This is a genomic window from Marinobacter sp. DUT-1 (assembly GCF_050379415.1).
Lineage (GTDB): Bacteria > Pseudomonadota > Gammaproteobacteria > Pseudomonadales > Oleiphilaceae > Marinobacter.
Genome location: NZ_JBNRLS010000002.1, coordinates 282,070 through 303,227, shown reverse-complemented (window position 1 = coordinate 303,227; position 21,158 = coordinate 282,070). Strand labels below are relative to the sequence as shown.

At 57.9% G+C, this 21,158-nt stretch carries 18 protein-coding genes; 10 read left to right on the top strand and 8 right to left on the bottom strand.

The features are described 5' to 3' along the window. Window positions 1-236: 236 nt before the first annotated feature. Window positions 237-482, top strand: coding sequence for a tyrosine-type recombinase/integrase (locus ACQUTG_RS06975; RefSeq protein ID WP_428918713.1), 246 nt, complete (start codon window positions 237-239; stop codon window positions 480-482). Window positions 483-554: 72 nt separating this feature from the next. After that, on the top strand, window positions 555-1,358 hold the full coding sequence (locus ACQUTG_RS06970; protein WP_428918712.1) for a mechanosensitive ion channel domain-containing protein: 804 nt from the start codon (window positions 555-557) through the stop codon (window positions 1,356-1,358). 116 nt (window positions 1,359-1,474) lie between these two features. On the opposite strand, the gene ACQUTG_RS06965 is transcribed toward ACQUTG_RS06970, so the two are convergent. Beyond that, window positions 1,475-1,717, bottom strand: a complete 243-nt coding sequence (locus tag ACQUTG_RS06965) for a YdcH family protein (RefSeq protein WP_428918711.1) — start codon at window positions 1,715-1,717, stop codon at window positions 1,475-1,477. A 187-nt stretch (window positions 1,718-1,904) separates the two neighbouring features. On the opposite strand from ACQUTG_RS06965, the gene ACQUTG_RS06960 reads away from it, so the two are divergent. Then, complete coding sequence (locus ACQUTG_RS06960; RefSeq protein WP_372986034.1) at window positions 1,905-2,873, top strand: beta-ketoacyl-ACP synthase III; 969 nt, start codon at window positions 1,905-1,907, stop codon at window positions 2,871-2,873. Between the two features lie 45 nt (window positions 2,874-2,918). Here ACQUTG_RS06960 and ACQUTG_RS06955 read toward each other — a convergent pair whose 3' ends face one another. Continuing rightward, window positions 2,919-5,342: a YbcC family protein gene (locus ACQUTG_RS06955; RefSeq protein ID WP_428918710.1), complete on the bottom strand. Its 2,424-nt coding sequence runs from the start codon at window positions 5,340-5,342 to the stop codon at window positions 2,919-2,921. Next, window positions 5,339-6,955 carry an NADH-quinone oxidoreductase subunit L gene (locus ACQUTG_RS06950; RefSeq protein WP_428918709.1) on the bottom strand — a complete coding sequence of 539 codons (1,617 nt, stop codon included), beginning with the start codon at window positions 6,953-6,955 and terminating at the stop codon, window positions 5,339-5,341. The genes ACQUTG_RS06955 and ACQUTG_RS06950 overlap by 4 nt, the downstream gene beginning before the upstream one ends. Before the next feature lie 113 nt (window positions 6,956-7,068). Between ACQUTG_RS06950 and ACQUTG_RS06945 the strand changes: the two genes are divergently transcribed. The 4 genes from ACQUTG_RS06945 (at window position 7,069) to ACQUTG_RS06930 (ending at window position 11,330) form a co-directional block, all read left to right on the top strand. After that, a complete protein-coding gene (locus ACQUTG_RS06945; RefSeq protein ID WP_428918708.1) occupies window positions 7,069-7,968 on the top strand; it encodes a LysR family transcriptional regulator in 900 nt (299 codons plus the stop codon). A 107-nt stretch (window positions 7,969-8,075) separates the two neighbouring features. Further along, on the top strand, window positions 8,076-9,554 hold the full coding sequence (locus tag ACQUTG_RS06940) for a flavin-containing monooxygenase (protein ID WP_428918707.1): 1,479 nt from the start codon (window positions 8,076-8,078) through the stop codon (window positions 9,552-9,554). Between the two features lie 85 nt (window positions 9,555-9,639). After that, window positions 9,640-10,323, top strand: coding sequence for a FadR/GntR family transcriptional regulator (locus ACQUTG_RS06935; protein ID WP_428918706.1), 684 nt, complete (start codon window positions 9,640-9,642; stop codon window positions 10,321-10,323). Further along, window positions 10,320-11,330, top strand: a complete 1,011-nt coding sequence (locus ACQUTG_RS06930; protein ID WP_428918705.1) for a bile acid:sodium symporter family protein — start codon at window positions 10,320-10,322, stop codon at window positions 11,328-11,330. Before ACQUTG_RS06935 ends, ACQUTG_RS06930 begins: the two co-directional genes overlap by 4 nt. Here ACQUTG_RS06930 and ACQUTG_RS06925 read toward each other — a convergent pair. Next, a complete protein-coding gene (locus ACQUTG_RS06925; protein ID WP_428918704.1) occupies window positions 11,301-11,960 on the bottom strand; it encodes a J domain-containing protein in 660 nt (219 codons plus the stop codon). The two genes, ACQUTG_RS06930 and ACQUTG_RS06925, sit on opposite strands and share 30 nt — an antisense overlap. Before the next feature lie 205 nt (window positions 11,961-12,165). Here ACQUTG_RS06925 and ACQUTG_RS06920 point away from each other — a divergent pair, with 205 nt between their 5' ends. Genes ACQUTG_RS06920 through ACQUTG_RS06910 form a run of 3 tightly spaced genes read left to right on the top strand, consistent with a single transcriptional unit; the run spans window position 12,166 to window position 17,202 of the window. Then, entirely contained in the window at window positions 12,166-14,244 is a 2,079-nt protein-coding gene (locus ACQUTG_RS06920; RefSeq protein WP_428918703.1) for a TonB-dependent receptor plug domain-containing protein, read from the top strand. A 37-nt stretch (window positions 14,245-14,281) separates the two neighbouring features. Further along, window positions 14,282-15,250, top strand: coding sequence for an ABC transporter substrate-binding protein (locus ACQUTG_RS06915; protein WP_428918702.1), 969 nt, complete (start codon window positions 14,282-14,284; stop codon window positions 15,248-15,250). Then, on the top strand, window positions 15,247-17,202 hold the full coding sequence (locus ACQUTG_RS06910; RefSeq protein ID WP_428918701.1) for an ATP-binding protein: 1,956 nt from the start codon (window positions 15,247-15,249) through the stop codon (window positions 17,200-17,202). The genes ACQUTG_RS06915 and ACQUTG_RS06910 overlap by 4 nt, the downstream gene beginning before the upstream one ends. 40 nt (window positions 17,203-17,242) lie before the next feature. On the opposite strand, the gene gorA is transcribed toward ACQUTG_RS06910, so the two are convergent. Genes gorA through gspL form a run of 4 tightly spaced genes read right to left on the bottom strand, consistent with a single transcriptional unit; the run spans window position 17,243 to window position 21,156 of the window. Beyond that, complete coding sequence (gorA, locus tag ACQUTG_RS06905) at window positions 17,243-18,604, bottom strand: glutathione-disulfide reductase (RefSeq protein WP_428918700.1); 1,362 nt, start codon at window positions 18,602-18,604, stop codon at window positions 17,243-17,245. 26 nt (window positions 18,605-18,630) lie between these two features. Next, complete coding sequence (locus ACQUTG_RS06900) at window positions 18,631-19,302, bottom strand: GNAT family N-acetyltransferase (protein WP_428918699.1); 672 nt, start codon at window positions 19,300-19,302, stop codon at window positions 18,631-18,633. A gap of 14 nt (window positions 19,303-19,316) precedes the next feature. Next, complete coding sequence (gene gspM / locus ACQUTG_RS06895; RefSeq protein WP_428918698.1) at window positions 19,317-19,847, bottom strand: type II secretion system protein GspM; 531 nt, start codon at window positions 19,845-19,847, stop codon at window positions 19,317-19,319. 4 nt (window positions 19,848-19,851) lie between these two features. Next, on the bottom strand, window positions 19,852-21,156 hold the full coding sequence (gene gspL / locus ACQUTG_RS06890) for a type II secretion system protein GspL (RefSeq protein WP_428918697.1): 1,305 nt from the start codon (window positions 21,154-21,156) through the stop codon (window positions 19,852-19,854). Window positions 21,157-21,158: the final 2 nt, after the last annotated feature.

The window sequence follows — 21,158 nt, the reverse complement described above, 5'->3', positions numbered from 1 at the left end:
TGAAACCTGGCGGGCGTCAGCTAGGTCGAAGGTCCACATCCTTACCAGGATGAGAACCACTCCTATAACAATAAATAATCGCAAGGCATTGATTTCACGGGTTCTGCAATAGTCATCGGATGCCATAAAGGCCACGATACTCCATACGATGACTGATACTAGTAGAGCGGTCATATTTTCAATCTAACTTCCATTTCTGATCTGCGGACCCTCGGCTGGGTCACCATGAGCATGCCATGATTGCCACCGCGGATCGAATTGAGCGAGAAGGTTTTACCGACGAGGCCAAACAGATGCTGGCGATCCGATCCGAGACACACTATCTTCGGCATACCGGCGCCAGCCAGGCGATAGAGGCCGGTGGCGATATCCGGCACATCAGCGAAGAGCTCGGACACGCTAACGCAACCTTTACGGAGTCGATCTACGTGAATTCCGAGCAGGCCCGGAGGCGAACCGAGGGTCGACGCCGGCTGATCTGAAGTAACACAGGGAATTTGAATATGTTGGAAAATCTGGCTATGTTGCCGGAAAACTTTGCAGTACCGGGGTCTATGTTCAGGTTATTGGTCAGCACGGCGCTATTGGTCGTCGCCATCATTATCCTGCGGACCCTGACCGCCCGTTTCATCCGAAAGAACGTGGCTTCCTCAGAGCTGCGTGGAAGGTTGCTGGTTAACTCCCGCAACGGGTTTCTGTTGTTGGGGATACTGGGTCTTGCGCTGATCTGGGGAGATCAGATCCGGGCCCTGGCCCTGTCCATCGTCGCTATCGCCGCGGCTGTAGTCATCGCGACCAAAGAATTGATTCTGTGCATGTCCGGCTCGATTCTCAAAGGAGGCGCCAGGTCTTTCAATCTGGGGGATCGCATTCAGGTAAAGGATTTTCGTGGGGACGTGATCGACCAGACTCTCCTGGCGACAACGATCATGGAGGTCGGCCCCGGCAAGACGGGTCATCACCGTACCGGCCGTATGATTGTAATACCTAATTCGCTGTTTGTTTCAGAACCTGTCATCAACGAGAGTTTCACCGACAACTGGGACTTCCACGCTTTCACTGTACCGTTCAAGCGGGAGGACGACTGGCCTGCAGCCCAGCAAGCCCTGCTCGAATCGGCCAGGCGCCAATGTAAGTCTTACCTGGAAACTGTCCGGAAATACATGACCAAGGTTGGTATTTCCCGCGGGCTTGAGGTGCCGTCCGTGGACCCGAAGGTCAGCATTCAGGTCCCGGCGGCCGGGGAAATCCATCTTATCGTCCGACTTCCCGTGAAATCCGGGCAGCGGAGTCATGTTGAGCAGGCCATTCTGTCCGAGGTTTTCGCGAACCAGGCATTTTCTGGCAAAAAAACTTGAGAATCCGAGATACTCTATTGCGGCTTTAAGGCATATCCTTTGTATTTAGCTACCGGGCGCCAGCTCTCGGCCGCTAGCGCCACAGGTACCGCCTGATGATGGCAGGTTAGCGGATGTTACTTACCGTTGGTTAATGTCTGGTAGAGCTCATCCTTGAGTTGAGCTCGCCAGGCCTTCAACCGGTGCATCTTGTCATCACTGATGGGTCCGCCTCTTTGTTCCAGCCCTTCGATTTCCTGGTCCAACTCCGAGTATCGGGTGAGTTTCTCACTGAATTTCAGATCGTTGGCCTTCAGTTCTTCAATCCGATCCTTGTATTCGGGGAATTCCTTGTGGAGTTCGTGGCTGGTGATGCCCATAGTGATTGGCCTCCGATTAACTGAATTTGGGCGAGCGGTTAGGCTCTCTCCTCATCATAGTAGAACTGGAACATTCCTGTGGGGTCTTTGACAAATCGCTAATAACCTCCAAGCTCGCCAGAGTATAGGATGGCAATATCACAACCAATGCCAGACAGAAACACCGTACACCTGAGGAAAAACAAGCATGACCTACGCCCGAATCGTTGGCACCGGCTCCTATCTTCCGGAGAAGATCCTGACCAATAAGGACATGGAGTCTCTGGTGGATACTTCCGACCAGTGGATTCGGGAACGTACCGGTATCGAGCAACGCCACATTGCCGAGGATGGACAGACCACGGTGGATCTCGCCGAGCAGGCCTCGCTCCGGGCGATTGAAGCAGCCGGCATCAAGGCTGAAGACATTGATCTCATCGTGTTCGCCACTTCTACCCCGGACAAGATCTTCCCGAGTTCCGCCTGCATCCTCCAGGCCCGACTTGGTATTCACGGTTGCCCGGCATTCGATATACAGGCCGTGTGCAGCGGTTTTGTCTATGCCCTTTCCGTTGCGGACAAGTTCATCAAGACCGGTAGTAGCAAGAAGGCCCTGGTGATTGGCGCGGAAGTGTTCTCCCGAATCCTCAACTGGGAAGATCGCGGTACCTGCGTACTGTTCGGTGACGGCGCCGGGGCGGTGATCCTCGAGGCCAACGAGGAAACCGGCATTCTCTCCACCCATATCCATGCGGATGGTCAGTACGAAGAGCTGCTTCAGGTGCCCTGCGGCATTGCCAATGACTTCGAACGGGTGAAGGCCGGTCTTGCCTTTGTGGAAATGAAAGGTAACGAGGTTTTCAAGGTAGCGGTGAATACCCTCGGCAAGATCGTCGATGAGACCCTTGAAGCGAACAACATGGAAAAGACCGATGTGGACTGGCTGGTGCCGCATCAGGCCAACCTGCGGATCATTTCGGCGACGGCCAGGAAGCTGAAGCTGCCCATGGACCAGGTTGTGGTGACCGTGGACAAGCATGGGAATACGTCGGCGGCGTCTATTCCCCTGGCGTTGGATGTGGCTGTGCGGGACGGGCGGATCAAGCGGAATGAGGTGGTTTTGCTGGAGGCCTTTGGGGGTGGGTTTACCTGGGGGTCGGCGCTGCTTCGGTATTGAAAGAAGGGGTCAGATGAAAGCGTTCATCTGACCCCGACTTCACCCCTACCAGGGAATCAACTCTCCCCCACTGCCCAGCTGGTACAACCATAACCACTGGTTGTTCACCAAAGCCGCTACGTCCGGATGTTTTTCCAGTACGGCCCGGATGCGGGCTTCCGGCGCGTCTATGACTACCGTCAGGCGCATGGGTTCGTGCCTCCAAAGGCGGCCGTCATGGACCGACTGGATCGGCAGGCCGATGCGCAAATCCGTTCCATTCCCTTCAATGACCCCGAGATTGCCTCCCACCACGGAATGCAGCAGCTTGTTGCCGGCACCGTAGACCGTGGGCGCGGTGACGGAGGCGAAGTACTGGAGGTTGATCCAGTTTGCCACCACCATCGGGGCGGTCATCAGTGCTTCCAGGATCTTACCGTCCTCATCCAGAGCCGGGTCGTAGTCGTGGAGGAAGCAGCGACCACCAAGATTGGCACCACGGCTGCGCTGGCGTTTGGCGAAGATAATCGCCGCATTGTTTGCCAGGCCCCATTCCGGCCGGATTTCTGCCCAGTTCTTGGTGCGTCTGGTCAGCTCATGCTCCAGCTGTTGGTCCGTGGTCCCGTTGAGCCCCAGGCTGGCGGCCCGCTCACGGCGGGTCTCATGGCCGGCTTCCGCCAGGGCGCGCTCCAACTCTTCAAGCCGGATCAGGTGGGAGTCCGGCACCCGGTCACGGCCAATAATCCTGACCCGGTCGGTGACCGTGCAATGTTCCGCCGCCAACGCCCAGCAGTAATCCGGAATGCGGATTCCTCGCTCTGCAAGGCCCTCGCGAACAATCCGATCGTTGAGCAGGTCGGCAGCGATCCTGGCGTTGACACCACCGCTCTTGCCGCCGCAGGCACCGCAGGCCAGTCCGGCCTCGTTCGGGTTGTTATCGGTGTGGGTCCCGTGGCCGACCAGTAACAGCAGGCTGCCAAAATTACTGGTGAGGGACATGCCCCGCAACAGGTTCTCGGCAATTGCGACCCTTTCCTCGTCCCGGACCGGATCACCTCCGTGGACGTGGCACAGGCGCCCTTCCCCGAGCCCTTCCTCACCGGATGCTGAAGCGGAATTCCGGTTCAGGCTGTCACGGATCAGTTTCCATGCCCAGGCGAGCCCGGTTGTTTCCACCAGGGTAAAGGTGGAAAGGCTGGAATACTTGCCCTTCCGAACTGATTCCCTGGTCATCTCCCGTTGGTCCAGACGACGGTTCAGATCCATATCTTCCGTCAGGTTGCCGGTGGATTCATTGAACCGGTAACTGGGTGCCAGCAAGCCCGGAAGCCGAGGCTCATCTTCCCTGGGCCCCGGCTGTTGATGGGTCACAGGAACGCCGAAGAACCCCGCAAAGCCGATGGTCTGGATTCCCGGCCTTCCTGCTTCCAGATGGCGCCGGAATACCTCGGAACGAACATCAATACAGAACGCCGCCTGAATGGCCGGTGGCGTTACCTTGTCCTTTTCGTGGTGAGAGGCGGCCTTGATCAGCCTGTCCTCCAGGCTCCGGGTCCAGGCCAGTTCAAACGACCGCTGGAAAAGCCAGGGGCTCATTTCCTGAAGATCAAGCGCCGGTGAATCGCTTGTGGTGTCCGTCCAGGTTCCCCGGCTGCGCTGCCAAGCTGCCTTGCTTTTCACCGGCAGTCGGTCAATGGCAAGCCACTCCCAGGCCAGAAGAATCGTCAGTAGCTCGTCGCAAACATGCGAGGTACGGCCCTCCAGTCCCGCGCGCCAGTCAACACCCCGGCACCAGGAGGCCCACCCCGGCAGACCGCAAAGCAGGCTGTGGCCCAGGGCTTCCAGTTCACCCTCGGTATAGGGCAGACCTTGGATGATCCGTTCGGCCGCCTGAGGCCAATCTGACGGGAGTCCTGCAAGCGCTTCGCGAGTAATCCCAAGCTCCGTTCCCTTGCCCGGCCAGGGGTCGATGCGAGTCTGGTCCAGCCAGAACGCAAACAGACTCCCGGAGTCATCCTCAGAGCGCCACCGAGACTGTCTCTGGTCAAAGAATCTCGCGCAGACACGGCCAATCTGTTCCCTGACCTCTGCCGCCGGGGACGGCCGGGAATCCGCCGCCGGAAAATGTTCCAGTGCGGAAAAGACCTGCCGGGTGCCACCTGGACTGCGTTTCAGGGCACCGATGACAGCATCAACCGACACCTCCAGCTCCCGCTCCGAGATAACCTCCAGGAGGTCCTCCTCCCGGATCCGACCGCTTTCCAGGGCGTTCAGGTAAAACTCGGCGGGCATCAGCATTCCTATGCCGGCATTGTGCTGAAGCTTCCGGGCTGCGCCGATGATCGGCATGTCCCGCAGGCCCCACCACGGATTAACGGCAATCCAGCGGTCCAACGGCCAGACCGGTGCAATCGTCTGGCAAATTCCCGATAGCAACTCGGTTACTTCTTTCTTCGGGGCTGTCAGGGAAACGGCGAGTTTCGCGGTCATGATCTTTCTCCTGCAGTAGCGGGATAACCGGACAGGTGGTCGCGAGTTTTGTGCGGAACGTTGAGTGCATCACTGGCAAGTTTGCGGGTGATCTGCTCAAAAGGCTGTTCAAGACGCAGCCCCTGGCTGAAGCGAGTCTGGAGAACACGTACTGCTCTGGTCTGGCTGGCAACCAGTATGAGCACAGAGAACATTGCCAGGGCAATCAGGATTCCCCAGGCAAAAATGGAAGCCTCGAGGGGCGGCAGCATCGCTTGGTGCGCTCCGAATACACCACCGAGCACAGCATGCAGTGCGCCATAGAGCGGCACCAGCATTAGGGCCATGGCCATGACCAGCGCCCTTGTTCTGGCGCTGGCACCGCTGGGGATGCCGACGATGACGCTGGTAACCGCGAGGACCAACAGGCCGGCAAGCACCGATTTGCCCTCAACCAGATCAGGCCAGAGCCAAAGGATCAGGGTGGCGAGTGCCGCACCGGCACCGGCCAGCATGATGTTGCCGCCAGTTGCTGAGCCGGAGTGGAACGAGATGGCGGAAACCTTGACCGTCCGGCCCGACGCCAGGAAGGAATGTGCCTTGTAGAGGGAGTGCGCGAGCAGGTGCAGCAGCGCCAGCACATAGGCTCCGAGCGCGATTTCGAAGAGCATGAAGCCCATCTGGGAAATGGTGGACCAGGCCAGGGCATGCTTGACGGAGGTCTGGGTCATCATGGTGAGCACCGCAATCAGGGCGGTGCCCCCGCCCACCACCAGCAACAGCGCGTGGCCGGCGGTGAATCCCTCAAACACCGGGAACAGTCGCAGCCACAGGAAACCTCCCAGATTGATGACACCGGCGTGGAGTAAGGCAGAAACCGGTGTGGGAGCTTCCATGACCCGCAGCAGCCAGCCGTGGAAGGGAATCTGGGCACATTTCAGGATGGCGGCCACCGCCAGAAGTACGGAGGCAAGCGTCAGTGTTGCGGAAGACTGGCCTACAACCGCTCCTCCTTCGATCATCTCGGGCAGTCGGAACGTGCCGTAATGGCTCCAGAGCAGCAGGACACTGGCGATAACGCACACATCACCGAGCCTGCTGGCAATGAATTTCTGGGCTGCGGCGAGCCGCGCCTCCGGCCGGTCCCCGTACAGGGTCAGTAGTTGGTGCAGCGCCAGGCTGACACCGATCCAGGCGCCTGCAAGTACCAGCATGTGGTCGGTAAACACCAGCAGGAGCACACAGGCCAGCGTTGTCAGGAACCAGGGCAGGAATGTCTCCCGCGCCGGATCGCCGGCAAGATAATCACGGGCGTACCGGAGAATCACCCATCCGATGAACGCCACCATCACGCCCATCCAGACCGCCAGTGCATCCGGGTACAGGCCAAGGCGGGCACCCATCTCCGGCAGTCCGGTGTCAATCAGCCAGGCATCCAGCAACAACAGCACACCTACGATGCCCGTAGTTGCCAACGTTGCCAACAGGAGGCCCTCGGAAATGCGCCAGCAATGGCGGAGTTTGAGCGGGTTACGTGTCCAGTTACTGAAAACGGCAACGGCAAAGAAACTGATTGGCAGCAAAAGCCAGCCGATCAGCACCGGAATGGATAAAAAACTGAGGCTCTCGTTCATGCTTAACTCCCTTCATCGCGTATGCATACTTTGCCGGGAGTGCAGCATCGATAAAAATGGTTTATAAATATCAAACCGTTCACTTAAACAGAACGTTTTCCGGGAATGCTCGAATGCGACTGAACTACCACCACCTCTACTATTTCTGGACCGTGGCCCGCGTCGGTCACCTGACCAAGGCTGCCGAATCACTCCATGTTTCCCAATCGGCCTTGTCGGGGCAGATCCGGAAACTGGAGGAGAGTCTCGGGCATGACCTTTTCATCCGTGAGGGGCGCCGGTTACGACTGTCGGAGGCAGGACGGGTTGCCTTTAACTACGCCGAGGACATTTTCCGGCAGGGAGAGGAACTGGCCGCATTGTTCCGTTCCGGGAGCCAGGCCAACCGGGAGATTCTCAAGGTGGGCGCAGTTGCCACGCTGTCCAGGAACTTTCAGGAGGGATTCCTGAGGCCGCTTCTGGGGCGGAAGGATCTGGAACTGAAGCTCCAGAGCGGCAGCCTTGATGATCTGCTCAGGCGCCTCTCAGCCCACCGGCTGGACCTGATTCTCTCCAATCAGCCAGTCCAGGGCGATGACCAGAATCCCTGGCGCTCAAGGCGCCTGGCCCGGCAACCCGTGAGCATCATCGGCCCGCCCGGGGACAACAGCATGCCTGACCTACCCAAATTCCTGCACGGGAAGAACCTGATCGTACCCGGACCGGACAACCATATCCGGCAGGCTTTCGACCAGATCTGCGAATACCACGGCATCTACCCGAACATCATCGCAGAAGTGGATGACATGGCGATGATGCGACTGCTTACCCGTGATACCCGAAACTTTGCGGTGTTGCCGCCGGTTGTGGTCAGGGATGAGCTGCGTGCCGGGGTATTGCAGGATTACGGCGCCCTACCCGGTGTCTACGAGGAGTTCTATGCAATCAGCATCCGCCGCCAGTTCCAGCAATCGCTGGTGTCGGAACTGCTGACTCAACCTGCAGATGAGCTGCTAACCTCCCTGCCCGGTTGAGAATTCTGACTAACTCCAATGTGCGAATAAGTCATACATTCCTTTCGTAGGTCGCCGTATACTCGGGACGAGTCCATGAAAATAACAACATCCGGGCAGCGAGAATCATGCAAAGAGCACACACCGAGTCCCCATCCATACTCATCATCGGCACCGGTTTTGGCGGATTGGGGATGGCGATTCAGCTCAAGAAAGCGGGCTACCACAACATTACCCTGCTGGAAAAAGCCAGCCGCGTGGGCGGCACCTGGCGCGACAACACCTATCCCGGCGCCGCCTGTGACGTCCAGTCCCACTTCTATTCCTACTCCTTTGAACCCAAACACGACTGGTCCCGCAAATTCGGCCTCCAGAGTGAAATCCTGGGTTATATGGAGCACTGCGTTGAAAAGTACGGGCTTGGCGAGCACATCCGGTTCAATTCGGAGGTTTCGCAGGCCAACTTTGATCAGCGTCTCAACCGCTGGAATGTGACCCTGACCTCCGGGGAAACACTCACCGCCCGCATTCTCATCACCGCGACGGGCCAGTTGAACCAGCCGGCCTGTCCAAAAATCCAAGGCCTGGACCATTTCCGGGGGCGGATGTTCCATTCCGCCCGCTGGGACCACGACTACGATCTCACCGGCAAGAAGGTCGCCGTGATTGGCACCGGTGCAAGTGCCATCCAGTTTGTGCCCGAAGTCGCCAAACAGGCGAACACCCTCAACCTCTTCCAGCGCAGCGCCGCATGGGTCCTGCCCAAGCCGGATCGCCCGTTCAAGCCCTGGGAGCAGTGGCTGTTCAGCAAACTGCCAATCTGGGACCGGCTCTACCGGTACCTGATCTACTGGAAGAACGAAAGCCGGGCATTGGCCTTCACCCGCTTCAATGGTCTGCTGGAAATTTTCGCCCGACAGGCCCGCAAGGAGGCGCAAAAACGGGTTACTGACCCGGAAAAACTCCGGAAGATCATCCCGGATTATCAGATTGGCTGTAAGCGTATCCTGATCTCCAACGACTGGTACCCTGCCATCAACCAGACCAACGTAAACCTGGTCACCGACGCCATCCGAGAGGTCGCACCGGACGGTGTGGTCACCGCCGACGGCGCTCACTACCCGGCCGATGCCATCATACTGGCCACCGGTTTCCGGGCATCCGAGTTTCTTTCACCGATTACCATTATCGGTCGCAACGGCAAGAACCTGAATGAGGCCTGGAAGAACGGCGCGGTGGCTTTCAAAGGCATCACTGTCAGTGGGTTTCCCAATATGTTCATGCTCTACGGGCCAAACACCAACCTGGCCCACAACTCCATTCTGTACATGCTCGAATCCCAGTTCCGCTACGTTCTCGATTGCCTGAAGGCACTGGACAAGTACCCGGGAGCCGCCATGGATGTCCGCGAAGACCGTCAGGAGCGTTTTTCCCAGGTGGTTCAGACCGGGCTGGAGGGAACGGTCTGGGATACCGGCTGCACTTCCTGGTACCTCGACGAGAATGGCAAGAACACAGTGAACTGGCCGGGTTTTACCTTCACCTACCGGTTCGCCACCCGGCATGTGGAGACCGCGGATTACCAGTTCCTGAACCCCGCCCACTGACACCTCCAACGGCAGTTCCGCTGCCGTTGAATTTTCCAGTTATTCATAGGATGATTGGTTCATCTGATAGAAGGATGATCACCTGATGCTGGAAAGAATCCGAAAAGGCTCTCTGGTGGAAACCGCCATCGAGAGCCTCAGGCAAGCCATCGAGAAGGGAGACTGGGGGCTCGGAGACAAGCTTCCGGTAGAGTCGGAGCTGTCCGAGTCCCTCGGCGTGAGCCGTAACACCGTCCGTGAGGCCGTCCGCGTACTGGTGCATGTGGGCATGCTGGAAACCCGTCAGGGTGACGGTACCTACGTGCGCGCCACCCGTGATGCCGGCGAAACGCTGCGGCGCATTGCCCGCACCGAGCTGGCCGATCAGCTGGAGGTCCGCATCATGCTTGAATCCGAGGCCGCCAAGCTGGCCTCACTGCGGCGGACGGAAGACGATCTCAAACGCATGACCGATGCCCTCGATGCCCGCGCGCGCTCGGCCAATAATCTTGAGGAGCGCATCAAGCATGACGAGCGGTTTCACCATGCCGTGGTCATGGCCTCCCACAACCCTGCCCTGCTTGAGCTCTATGATTATTTTTCCCACGGGGTCAGCCAGACCATCGAGCGCACCGAGATGGATGCCGATCTTCCGGAACCGTCACAGGAAGACCACGAACTGCTGCTGGCCGCCATCCGTCGCGGTGAAGCCCAGAAGGCCGGACAACTGGCCCGGGAACTGCTCCAACCCAGCCTTGATGCCCTCAATCCGGGAGCTGCCATTTCATGAAGTTGCGCGTTGATACCTTTACCCTGCTGTTACTCGGGGCCATCGTCCTTGCCTCTTTCCTTCCTGCTACCGGTTCTGCAGCGGACTGGCTGACAACGGCCGGCACTATTGCCGTGGCATTGCTGTTCTTTTTCCACGGGGCCGCGCTGTCCAGGGAACAGATCATTGCCGGCGCGACCCACTGGCGCCTGCACATCCTGATCACGGCCCTCACCTTCGTCTTCTTTCCGCTGGCCGTTCTGCCTATCAACGCGCTCTCGGACATCATCCCAACGTGGATGCCGAAGGACCTTGGGCTTGGTTTCCTCTACCTGGGCGTTCTGCCCTCCGCGGTCTCCTCTTCCATTGCCTACACCGCGATGGCCAAGGGCAACGTCCCAGCGGCGATCTGTAGCGCGGCAGCCTCGAATGTCTTCGGCATGATGCTGACACCGTTCCTGTTATTGTTGCTGGTCAGTACGTCCGGTGCGGGAGGATTTTCGGTTGCTGAGGCGCTGAAGGATATTGTGATGCAGCTGTTGCTGCCGTTTGCAGTGGGCCATGCCATGCGACCCTGGTTGGGAGGTTACCTGGCCCGGAACGAGAAACTCATGGCGCGTTACGATCAATGCGTGATCTGGCTGATCGTGTATTCCGCGTTTTCCCATTCAGTTGTAAGCGGGCTCTGGCAGAACCTGCCGTTGCAGGCAATCGTCTTTGCCATCGCCCTGTGTTTTGCCTTGCTCGGCTTCTTCATGGTGATGGCGCGGTTCCTGGTACGGCGGTTCGGCTTCAGTCTGGAGGATGAAACTGCGGTGGTATTCTGCGGATCGAAGAAAAGCCTGGCATCGGGGCTGCCCATGGCCAAGGTGTTGTTTTCCGGTCATCCGGGCTTTGGCATGATCGTCCTGCCGATCATGTGCTACAACCAGATCCAGGTGATTGTCGGGGCGATCCTGGCCCAGAAATATCGGGAGAAAATTGAACAGGCAAGGGAATCATCCCCCGCCCATACCGCCAAAAATTGATGCCAGGATTATCAGCCCCACAATCCAGCCGATGACAGCCGGCCAGAAGTTCACCATCTGGGGCGGCTGTTCCGGCTCATCCCCGGCCATGCCGGGTTCCGGGTAATTTCGCTCATCAACCGGTTCCTCTGGTGCATCCTGCAGGCTGTACCAGTCGAACCATTCGCCAAGAAAACGGGTCACCGGGGCTGCGAGGCTGCCGTTTTCCGCCATTGGCCGTAGCTGAGGCTCCAGCTGGCCGGCAATTTCCCGGCGCAGGGCTGGCTTGTCCGCAGGCGGCTCGCACAGAATCGCCTTCCAGATACCCACATCCTTGCTCCGCCGGGAATCATTCAGCAACGCTTTGATCTGAATAATTACCTCCCGGACGATTTGACCTTCCTGGCTGTCGAGAGGGCGTCCGGCTACCGTATCGCGGGTAGCACTCTCCTGGTTAGCCGGGGAAGCTTCAGCCTCTTCGGCGTCTTCTTTCTGTTCGCTCACCGGTGCCTCACCGGTCGCTTCGCGAAAAGCCTGATCCAGCCTATCTGCCTCCTCGCCAGAGGCAAATTTCAGCTGTTGTTCATACGCCTGCTGTATTCGCTGACGGTCACTGGTTGGTTCGATTCCAAGGATCTCCCAGCAATTCATATAGCTGTAACTCCCAGCCCAGAGATTGATTACAATATTGAGAGACAAACCGTGTGTAGTCCCCTACGATAGGTAAAACAACAAGAATACCGTGTTTAACCCCCTGAGACCGGCAAATTATAGAACGTGATTCATGAGTGTTTCGACTAGATTGCAGTTAAGTTTCATAAACCTGCCGCGCTGCCGGTCATTCCGTTACGCTCTGATGCTGGTCTCCGCTGCATCTTTGCCGGCCCATGCTCAGGTTTCCGACCCCTTACTATCGTCGGAAATCTTCGCCCTTGACGGCGAACTCTCCGAACTTCCTGAAGTGCTGACCACTACCCGGCTGCGGCAATCCAAGCTAAAGGTACCTGGTACCACTACCATTCTTACCGGTGAAATGATTCGCGACCTCGGGATCATGAACCTGGTGGAAGCCTTGAGGCTGGTACCCGGGATGGTCGTGGGCGACCGGGGCAGTACCAATCCCGTGGCAACGTACCACGGCACATCTCAGTATGAACAGCGCCGGCTTCAGGTCCTGATCGATGGACGTACAGCATACCGCGCGAGTCTTGCTGATGTGGACTGGTTAGCCATGCCGGTGGCGCTGGAGAATATCGAGCGCATCGAGGTCAGCCGGGGCCCCAACTCTGCCGCCTATGGTATCAATGCCTTTCTTGGTACCGTTAACATCATTACCCGTTCACCCGACGACACGGCCGGGGTCGAGGCCTATGCCGCATCCGGTTCCCGGGGTTATCTGAGAACGTTTACCTCTGTTGGTGATGCCAATCCCGGCGGCAGTTGGCGACTGTCCTACGAAAAACGCAAATCCAACGGCTTTGACTCTCAGTTAGAGGGCGGCGAGTCGGTCCCGTTCCATGACGGCCATGACACCAACAATTTCAACTTTGACAGCATCCTGAAATTCGATAATCGGCACTCCGTTGATTTCCGGGCGGGGGCACTGGAGGGGGTCAACGAAGAGGACAGATTCAAATCCGGAAAGCTGGGGGCGGTAACCGACCCGGATATCCTGATGGACGATTACTACTTGCATGTCCGGTTCAATGGCGGAACATCCCCCAACCATTTCTATCACGTGCAGGCCAGCTATCAGGACCAGAAACGACGACAGCGCTGGTCCATTGCCATCCCCGCAGACGAATTTTCTACGCTTTTGCCGCCGGACAGCCCTTTTCCGAGCGACCCGGATCTCATCTTCATCGCTGATCTGAACGAGGACATTGAAGAGTCCCGACAGGAATTCGAATTACAGGATACGCTGCTGATCAATCCGGAACTGAAGCTGGTATCAGGGGTTGGCTATCGCAAGGATACCTTTGATTCGGAAACGTTCTTCAATGGACGGGGCAACAACTACCAGAGCCGGGTATTCGCCAACGTCGAATACTCCCCGACCCGGTGGGTAACATTCAACGCCGGCGGGAACTACGAGAAAACCACAACAACCCGTGAAGGTTATTTTTCTCCCCGGGCAGCCTCGAATTTCATCTTCAATGATAACCACGCGCTTCGGTTTGTATACTCTCGCGCCGTGCGAACACCGGATGCGTTTGAGCAGGACCCTGACTGGTCATACCGACCAGCCAATGTCCAGCCGCCGTTCACCGCGCTTGAAGGGGTGCGGTTTCTTATCGAGGATCTAGTAGACCCCCAAACCTCAACGCTTGGTGAGGACCTTGAGGAAGAATGGATCACATCTCGCGAGATTAGTTATTTCGGCCAGTTTCATCTGGATAATGCGCTGTTTTCCACAGAAATACGCTATTTCAATGATGATCTGAACGACATGATCAGCGGCGTAATCAACGAAGAGGAATGGACCATAGACAACAACGTTGATCTGGACCAGGAGGGATTTGAAATTGAAACCTCACTGGAGTTTCCGGGGACGATGTTGCGCGCGACCTACGGCTATCTCGACCAGGATGGCCGCTACATTGGTGATCCAGCCGCCCTGTCCGAAAGCGATCAACAGTACGCAGTTGATTTGCTGGGTCGGCTATCCGCCCGGCACTCCGGCAGCTTCGCCTGGATCCAGGAACTCCCGATGGACCTCACGTCCTCGGTGGCCTATTACTGGACGAACGAGGTCAGGGATACCCGTTTTGAGCGTGCGGATTTCCGGCTCGCCAAACGGGTGGACGCGCCAGACTACAGTTACGTGCTGGCGCTCACGATGCAACACTATCTGAATCCAGAGGCATGGATGAGTCCGGACAACCGGATTGAGGATCATAACCAGTTTTTCGTTGAAGCCGGAATCCGGTTCTGAATTTTTCAGCCAAGGATAGCCTGTGACCCGGGAAGGTATGAAAAGGATCGTTCAACTGCAGCAGGACAATAATCAGAGTAGCAGGGCCCGGAGTCGCAGCTCTCTGTATGGTCTTTTGTTTCTTCTGTTTTCCACCCTGGCTTGGTGTCAGGAATCAGGCCCTCGTACTGTCTACCTGGCAGGCTCCGGCAATCCCGCCCTGGACCAGCACATGACCCGGCTGCTCGGGGACGCATTAGGTGAGGATACCTCCGTTCGCCCACTGACCAATGGGCAGACTGCGACCCCGGATGATGCCCCGATCGTGACCATCGGCCCCTCGGCCTTTTCCAGGGTGCGTCAGGCCAACCGCCGTGCCCCGATCCTGGCCATGCTGGTGGAGCGGTCTTTCATAAAGGATTATGCGGCACGTAACCCGGGCCAGATATCAGCGGTTTATTACGATGTGCCCCTGGAACTTCAGGCGTTGATAGGAAAGGCGGTTCTGCCCCAGGCAACCAAGGTAGCCATCTTAGCGAGTACCGAGACGGCCGGCCTTTATGAGCCGGTAGTCGATGAATTGCCTGCCATGGGCCTGCAACCAAGGGTTTTCATCATTGATACACAGCAGGATCTTATTCCGACTCTGGTCAGGGCATTAAGCTACGGCGATTTCCTGCTCGCCGGGCCGGATGACCGTATCTATAACCCCAGCACCATCAAACACATCCTGCTGACCACCTACCGCCGAAACCGGATCGTCATTGGCCCGAGCCAGGCTTATGTCAAGGCGGGCTCTCTGGCATCGGGTTACGCACCGTTTCCCGCCATGGCGAAGGCCGCTGCAGATCAGCTGCATCACTATTTTGCCAACGGTGAATTACCGGCTCCGGACTACCCGGATCAATACAGCGTGGAGATCAACAGTCAGGTGGCGCGGTCCCTGAACATTCCCTTGCCTGACAAGGAAACCCTGCAACGGGATCTTGATCAGGCGCGTGCGCAGTATGGGAGTTCTAGGGAATGAACAGGGCCAGGACTGCGAAGATTTCTCTCTCCCGAAAGCTCTTGCTCCTCGGCGCCCTGCCCGCTGTGGTGATGTTTGTCGTGCTGATGGCGTTTTTCACCTCGGCCCGGCTCGAGGATGCGCGCAGGGACCTGATGAAGGGCGGACAGATGCTGGCTGACAGCCTGGCTCCCGCGCTCGAGTATCCGGTCGTCTCGGGCAACAGCATGGCGCTGGAACAAATGCTTTCCCAGTCCCTGAAATACAGTAACGCAGCCTGGGTCAGGGTAACGGATGTCATGGGAAAGGAAATCGGCATGGTCCGGGCCGCGAGTGAGCCAGAGACGGAACAGGCCGGGGACTACCTGACGTTCGAGGCGGAGATCCTGCAGTTGCCACTGAAAATCGGGGCCAACGAAGCAAACGAGTGGTTTGCTCCGGAGTTCGGGTTTGATTCAGGGGCACTCAGGGTCGGCACTATTGAGGTCGGCGTCAGCACACTTGCCCTACAGGCCAGAGAACAGGAAATCCTGTGGACGTCCATCGCCGTTGGCTCCTCACTGCTGCTGTTTACGGTCCTGGTGGTCAGGCATTTTCTCGGCAATATTCTTTCGCCCATTCACGGCCTGTCCGAACGGATCGACCGCCTGATCAACCGCGATTACGCGACGGCCGTTTCGAAAACCTCTGGAAGCTCCAGAGATATCAACCTGATAGAACAGAAACTTAATAAGCTTGCTGAACACCTTGCAACCCTCAAGGCAAACCATGATCAAGTGTTGTCGGCATCAGAATCGGCCCGGGAAAAAGCGGTAGCGGCCAACCAGGCGAAATCCGAGTTTCTGGCGACCATGAGCCACGAACTGCGCACGCCACTTAACGGGGTTCTTGGGATGGTCGACCTGATTGAAGAGGAACCACTTACGTGCCGCCAGCGGGATTACCTGAGAACCGCGCGACAATCCACGGAAGACCTGCTGACCGTTATCAGCGACATCCTCGACTATGCCCAGATGGATGGCGGGGAAATACGGCTCGAGAACCGCGAGTTTGACCTTCGCAACGTTATCGACAACTGCGCGGCATCCTATCGTCACCAGGCGGAGCAGCACGGCCTCTCCCTCAGCGTCGAGTTCTATGGCGACTGGCCCGAGAAAGCCCTGGTCATTGGTGATGCCGGCAGAATGCGGCAAATCATCGCGGGTCTGCTGGACAATGCCATCAAGTTTACCGCAGAGGGTGCCATCAGTGTCCGTGCGGGCTGTTTTCCCCTTGAGGAAAACACCATTGTGCTCAACTGTGCTGTAAACGACTCCGGCGCTGGCATGCCCGCCGAGCGTGTGCACGATATCTTCAATTCCTTCGAGCAGCTGGATTCCGGCAACACCCGTCGTTATGGCGGCACTGGCCTCGGCCTTTCACTGGTCCAGCGTCTGGTAGAACTGATGGGGGGGCATATCCAGGTAGAGAGCGACCTCGGCCAGGGCTCCAGCTTCCGCTTTGAGCTGCCCTTCGAACTGGGGCCGACGGTCATCTCCGGCCCGACCAGGAAAACACCCCCTGCCCGAAGCCCCGACGAGGGGGTATCCCACGCTCTGGTGGTGGAAGACAACCCGGTAAACCAGCGCGTGGCTTCGGCGATGCTGACCCGTCTGGGATTCCGCACGGACACGGCGGCAAACGGTGAAGAAGCGGTGAATATCGTCCAGCGCAACCATACCGGCTATGACCTGATCCTGATGGACTGCCAGATGCCGGTCATGGATGGCTACGAAGCAACCCGGCGGATCCGGGAATGGGAACGTAGTAACGGCCAGCAGGGTATTCCCATCATTGCACTGACGGCCGACGTTCTGCCGGCGACGGAATCCATCTGTCTTGGTAGCGGAATGAATGATTTCCTGGCCAAACCGGTCCGGAAGGAAAACCTCCAGGAAGTCCTGGGCCGCTGGACGGTCATTCGGGGGGAATAAAGGAAGGGCCAGCCATCGTGTCTGGCTGGCCCGGAGAGGGTCAGGCGACGGGCTCTCTCATGGTGACGAATTCCTCAGCGGAGGTCGGGTGAATCCCCATGGTGGAATCAAACTCGGCCTTGGTTGCCCCTGCTTTGATGGCGACCGCCAGGCCCTGGATGATCTCTCCGGCATCCGGACCCACCATATGAGCACCGAGTACCTTGTCGGAGTCGTCATCAACAACCAGTTTCATGAGGCACCGCTCGTCACGGCCACTCAGGGTGTATTTCATGGGACGGAACTCGGAACGGTAGATCCTCAGCTTGCGCCCCTTATCCCGGGCCTCGAACTCGGTCAGGCCGACTGTTCCGATATTCGGCTGACAGAAAACCGCCGTTGGAATGGCGGTGTAGTCCATCTCGCCCTGCCCGTCCCCGAACAGGCGACGGGAAAGCACCATGGCCTGCGCCAGGGCCACCGGAGTCAGCTGCGGAGTGCCGATTACATCGCCAAGCGCAGTGATTGAAGGAACGGCGGTCTGGAACGCGTCATCCACCACGATATGCCCCGAGGCACTCAGCTCTACGCCCAGGTCTGTCAGGCCAAGACCGTCAACGAGCGCCCGGCGCCCGGTTGCCGCCATAACCAGACCGGTGTCCAGGGTTTCGCCGGTGCTGAGCTTGACCTGATAGTGGGTATCGTTGGGCTCGACAGCCTCGATCGTGGTGCCAAACTGCAGGTTGACGCCTTTCTTGCGCATCTCCTGCTCGGTGAAATGACGAATGTCGTCGTCAAACCCACGCAGGAACAGCTCGCCCCGGTAGAGCAAGGTGGTTTCCACACCCAAACCGGCCAGGATGCCGGCAAACTCCACCGCTATGTAGCCACCGCCCCAGACCACTGCATGTTTCGGCAGTTGCGGCAGGTAGAACATCTCGTTTGAAGTCAGAATGTGCTCCTTGCCGGGCACATCGGGAACAACCGGCCAGCTGCCCGTGGCTACTGTGATGTGTTTGGCAGTATAGGAGGTATCGCCAACCTGAACGGTATTGGCATCCTGGAGGGTAGCGGTGCCCTGGATTATCGTTACCGCGGCGTTTTCGAGAAGGCGCCCGTAGATGCCGTTGAGTCGTTCGATTTCGGCATTCTTGTTGGCCACAAGCGTGGACCAGTCGAAACTGACATCGCCCAGGGGAACGTTCCAGCCATAACCTGCTGCATCTTCCAGCTCATCGTGAACGTGTGCCCCGTAGACGAACAGTTTTTTCGGGACACAGCCGACGTTTACACAGGTTCCACCGAGATAACGGGATTCCACTACAGCTACCCGTGCGCCTCGCTGGGCGGACATCCGGGCCAGACGGACACCGCCGGAACCGGCGCCAATAACGATCAGATCATAATCCAGACTGTCAGACACAGTTTCTCCTGTCGATGAAAATGACTTCAATCGGGTCCAGAGGCGGCAGCTTTGCCCTCCGGTTTCAGTTCCCGGAACAGCACGTGGTCCTCGTAATCACCCAGACGGATCTTGCCCAGGCTGCTGAACCCTTCGGATTCGTAGAACGGCAGATAGCGGCTATTGCCGGTATCCAGCACCAGGCCGCTGCCCCGTGGATTTTCGCTACAAAGCCGTTCAACCGTCTTCAGCAGCAGCCGGCCATAACCACGGTTCTGGTATTTCGGATCCACCCCCATCAACGGCAGCTGGTGCGCCTGGGGTTGGGGGAGCATGTTTCGTATTTTCTCGTGATAATCGAGGTAGCGACGGGTAGACGCAAAACCGGTGGTCAACACCATGCGAATGCGCCAGCTGAACTGTTCCGCCAGGTTCATCCGTAATTCGGGCTCGCCCACGAATGCCACCGCCACCAGCGTATTATCCACCATTACACCGATAGCGTCCTGATTATACTCAAAGTACAGGTCTATCAATTCCCGTACGGTGGCGCGGACACGCTGATCATAGCCCGGGCGCCGGTGATCAAACAGATACTGGAACGTCGGCTCATTCCGATAAGCATGGTAAAGAATGGATTGTGCTTCGTTCCGGGCGGTATCGTCCAGACGCACAATTACCGGCTCAGGATTGTTATTGTTGTCTTTGCCGTCAGTCATCGCCTTCCCCTTTCTCAGATGGTCAGTGTCAAACGAACTGAAACCTTACCCGGGTCGTTGCCCCGGTCCATGGCAGCCTGGTCGATGACCACACCATGTTCTGTATTGAGCCTTTCAAGCCAGGATGCGACATCGGCGTAGGGTACGCCGTCCATCCAGACACGGATTGCATCGTCACCACTGGGTTCGAAACGTTGCAATGCCAGCCCCGCCTCACGCGCGGAGCTCGTCACCAGGGCCATCAGCGCCCGACCATCAGCGGGCTTGTCTACCGCTGTCGATGAGGTAGACGACGAAGTCCCCGCCAACCCCTGGATCACCGGTTCGTTCGCCTGCATCCAGCTCAGCAATTCCGCCGCGTTATCGCGGGCGCTGACCGCCCGGTCATGGAATCCAGCAACCGGCTGCCAAACGGCAAAATAGAGAATACCCAGCAGTATGGCGATTGCCAGCACACTTAATGCCTGCTGATCGCGTCTGGGCAACTGATCGTATTGCGCAATAAGCTTGCCGACGGCGGGCTGTTCCTTCAAACGTTCCAACATTCCGTTACCCTCCCGATACCGTCAACCGGCCACGGGCGCCGCCGGATTCATTGACAACCGAACCAATCTGGGCTTCGAGCCCCTGCCCTGACAGGCCGTTGCGAAGGGCGCTCAGGCGATCGTAACTGTCGGCACGGATATCCACCACCAGTTCGCCCCGGTCCTTACTGTAATTGACCGAGTTGAAGGTCACCGACCCGGAGGATGGTAACTGGGAATATTGCTGGCCGGTGTATTTCATCAACGCGATGAAATCGAGTTCAGGGCCCCTGGAACCGGCAACCCGTAACTGGCCTTCAAGAACCCGACGGACATTTCCAGCATGGGTGCGGCGGTCATCCGGAAATGCATCGCGATAAATTGCCATGGCCTGGGCTTCAAGTTCCTTCGCCTGTCCCTGGTAATAAAAGCCCACTCCGATCTCAAGCGCCACCTGAATGACAAACCAGATTGAAGCCACGGCAATCAGCGGTTTCCAGGGTTTGAAGGGACTCTCCTTTCCGGCCTTGACCGAAAAGGCGCCCTGACAGAGATTGATGGGTTGGCAGCGGTGCTGGTGATGGGCGTGGGCCAGGAGTTCCAGTGGCATCAGATCGAGCTCTTCCTGCCGGACCTTTAGCCTGCCCGGTGCCTTCAGGTCCGCAATCACTGACTGGTGATATTCCAGCTCGTCGGGTGTGCCATACACGGTAACCGGCACCTCTGCCATCACCTCCTCGGTCGGGGGTACGGCCAGAGTATGGGCGAACATGCCAAGATTGGCAGCCTGCATGCTCAACCATTCGCCACGATCGCTGATCAGCATGGCCACCTCGCCATCCAGGCAGATGCTCCAACCACCGTCAGTGGATGGTAAAAGTGATGCATCCGGATAGATGGCATCAAGACGGGCATTCTCCCAGCCGGAGAACAGGGTGATCCAGTTGCCCATGCGTTCCCGATCGATGGCAGCGACCCGGTAGCCCTCATCGGAATGCTTGCCCAGGGCCAGGTGAACAGAGTCGATGTCCTGAGCGATCTGCTCCTCCACCGCATAGGGCAAAGCCTGAAGAATGAACCGGCTCTGCTTGGCCGGAATATCGGCAATGCAGAAAAGTGCGTCCTCGCCGGGTATCAGGCCCACCAGCAACACGTTTTCCAGGGCATTCTGGGCAAGGGTCTGCTCAATGGTGTCGCGATTATCCCCGGTACCCCTGGCCTGGGCATCGCCGGTGGCATCCTGTAGTACCCAGTTGAACAGCTGGGCATCCGGATTCTCATCGACATCCGCAAACGGCGGGAGCGGCCGGACAAAAAGGCGATAAGACATGG

Excerpts from the sequence above, each read along its gene's own strand:
- ACQUTG_RS06955 (WP_428918710.1), bottom strand. The coding sequence starts at position 5,342 with ATGACCGCGAAACTCGCCGTTTCCCTGACAGCCCCGAAGAAAGAAGTA.
- ACQUTG_RS06910 (WP_428918701.1), top strand. The coding sequence starts at position 15,247 with ATGAACAGGGCCAGGACTGCGAAGATTTCTCTCTCCCGAAAGCTCTTG.
- ACQUTG_RS06965 (WP_428918711.1), bottom strand. The coding sequence starts at position 1,717 with ATGGGCATCACCAGCCACGAACTCCACAAGGAATTCCCCGAATACAAG.
- gspL (WP_428918697.1), bottom strand. The coding sequence starts at position 21,156 with ATGTCTTATCGCCTTTTTGTCCGGCCGCTCCCGCCGTTTGCGGATGTC.
- ACQUTG_RS06925 (WP_428918704.1), bottom strand. The coding sequence starts at position 11,960 with ATGAATTGCTGGGAGATCCTTGGAATCGAACCAACCAGTGACCGTCAG.
- ACQUTG_RS06935 (WP_428918706.1), top strand. The coding sequence starts at position 9,640 with ATGCTGGAAAGAATCCGAAAAGGCTCTCTGGTGGAAACCGCCATCGAG.
- ACQUTG_RS06970 (WP_428918712.1), top strand. The coding sequence starts at position 555 with ATGTTCAGGTTATTGGTCAGCACGGCGCTATTGGTCGTCGCCATCATT.
- ACQUTG_RS06960 (WP_372986034.1), top strand. The coding sequence starts at position 1,905 with ATGACCTACGCCCGAATCGTTGGCACCGGCTCCTATCTTCCGGAGAAG.
- ACQUTG_RS06950 (WP_428918709.1), bottom strand. The coding sequence starts at position 6,955 with ATGAACGAGAGCCTCAGTTTTTTATCCATTCCGGTGCTGATCGGCTGG.
- ACQUTG_RS06945 (WP_428918708.1), top strand. The coding sequence starts at position 7,069 with ATGCGACTGAACTACCACCACCTCTACTATTTCTGGACCGTGGCCCGC.
- ACQUTG_RS06975 (WP_428918713.1), top strand. The coding sequence starts at position 237 with ATGATTGCCACCGCGGATCGAATTGAGCGAGAAGGTTTTACCGACGAG.
- ACQUTG_RS06930 (WP_428918705.1), top strand. The coding sequence starts at position 10,320 with ATGAAGTTGCGCGTTGATACCTTTACCCTGCTGTTACTCGGGGCCATC.
- gspM (WP_428918698.1), bottom strand. The coding sequence starts at position 19,847 with ATGTTGGAACGTTTGAAGGAACAGCCCGCCGTCGGCAAGCTTATTGCG.
- ACQUTG_RS06900 (WP_428918699.1), bottom strand. The coding sequence starts at position 19,302 with ATGACTGACGGCAAAGACAACAATAACAATCCTGAGCCGGTAATTGTG.
- ACQUTG_RS06940 (WP_428918707.1), top strand. The coding sequence starts at position 8,076 with ATGCAAAGAGCACACACCGAGTCCCCATCCATACTCATCATCGGCACC.
- ACQUTG_RS06915 (WP_428918702.1), top strand. The coding sequence starts at position 14,282 with ATGAAAAGGATCGTTCAACTGCAGCAGGACAATAATCAGAGTAGCAGG.
- ACQUTG_RS06920 (WP_428918703.1), top strand. The coding sequence starts at position 12,166 with ATGCTGGTCTCCGCTGCATCTTTGCCGGCCCATGCTCAGGTTTCCGAC.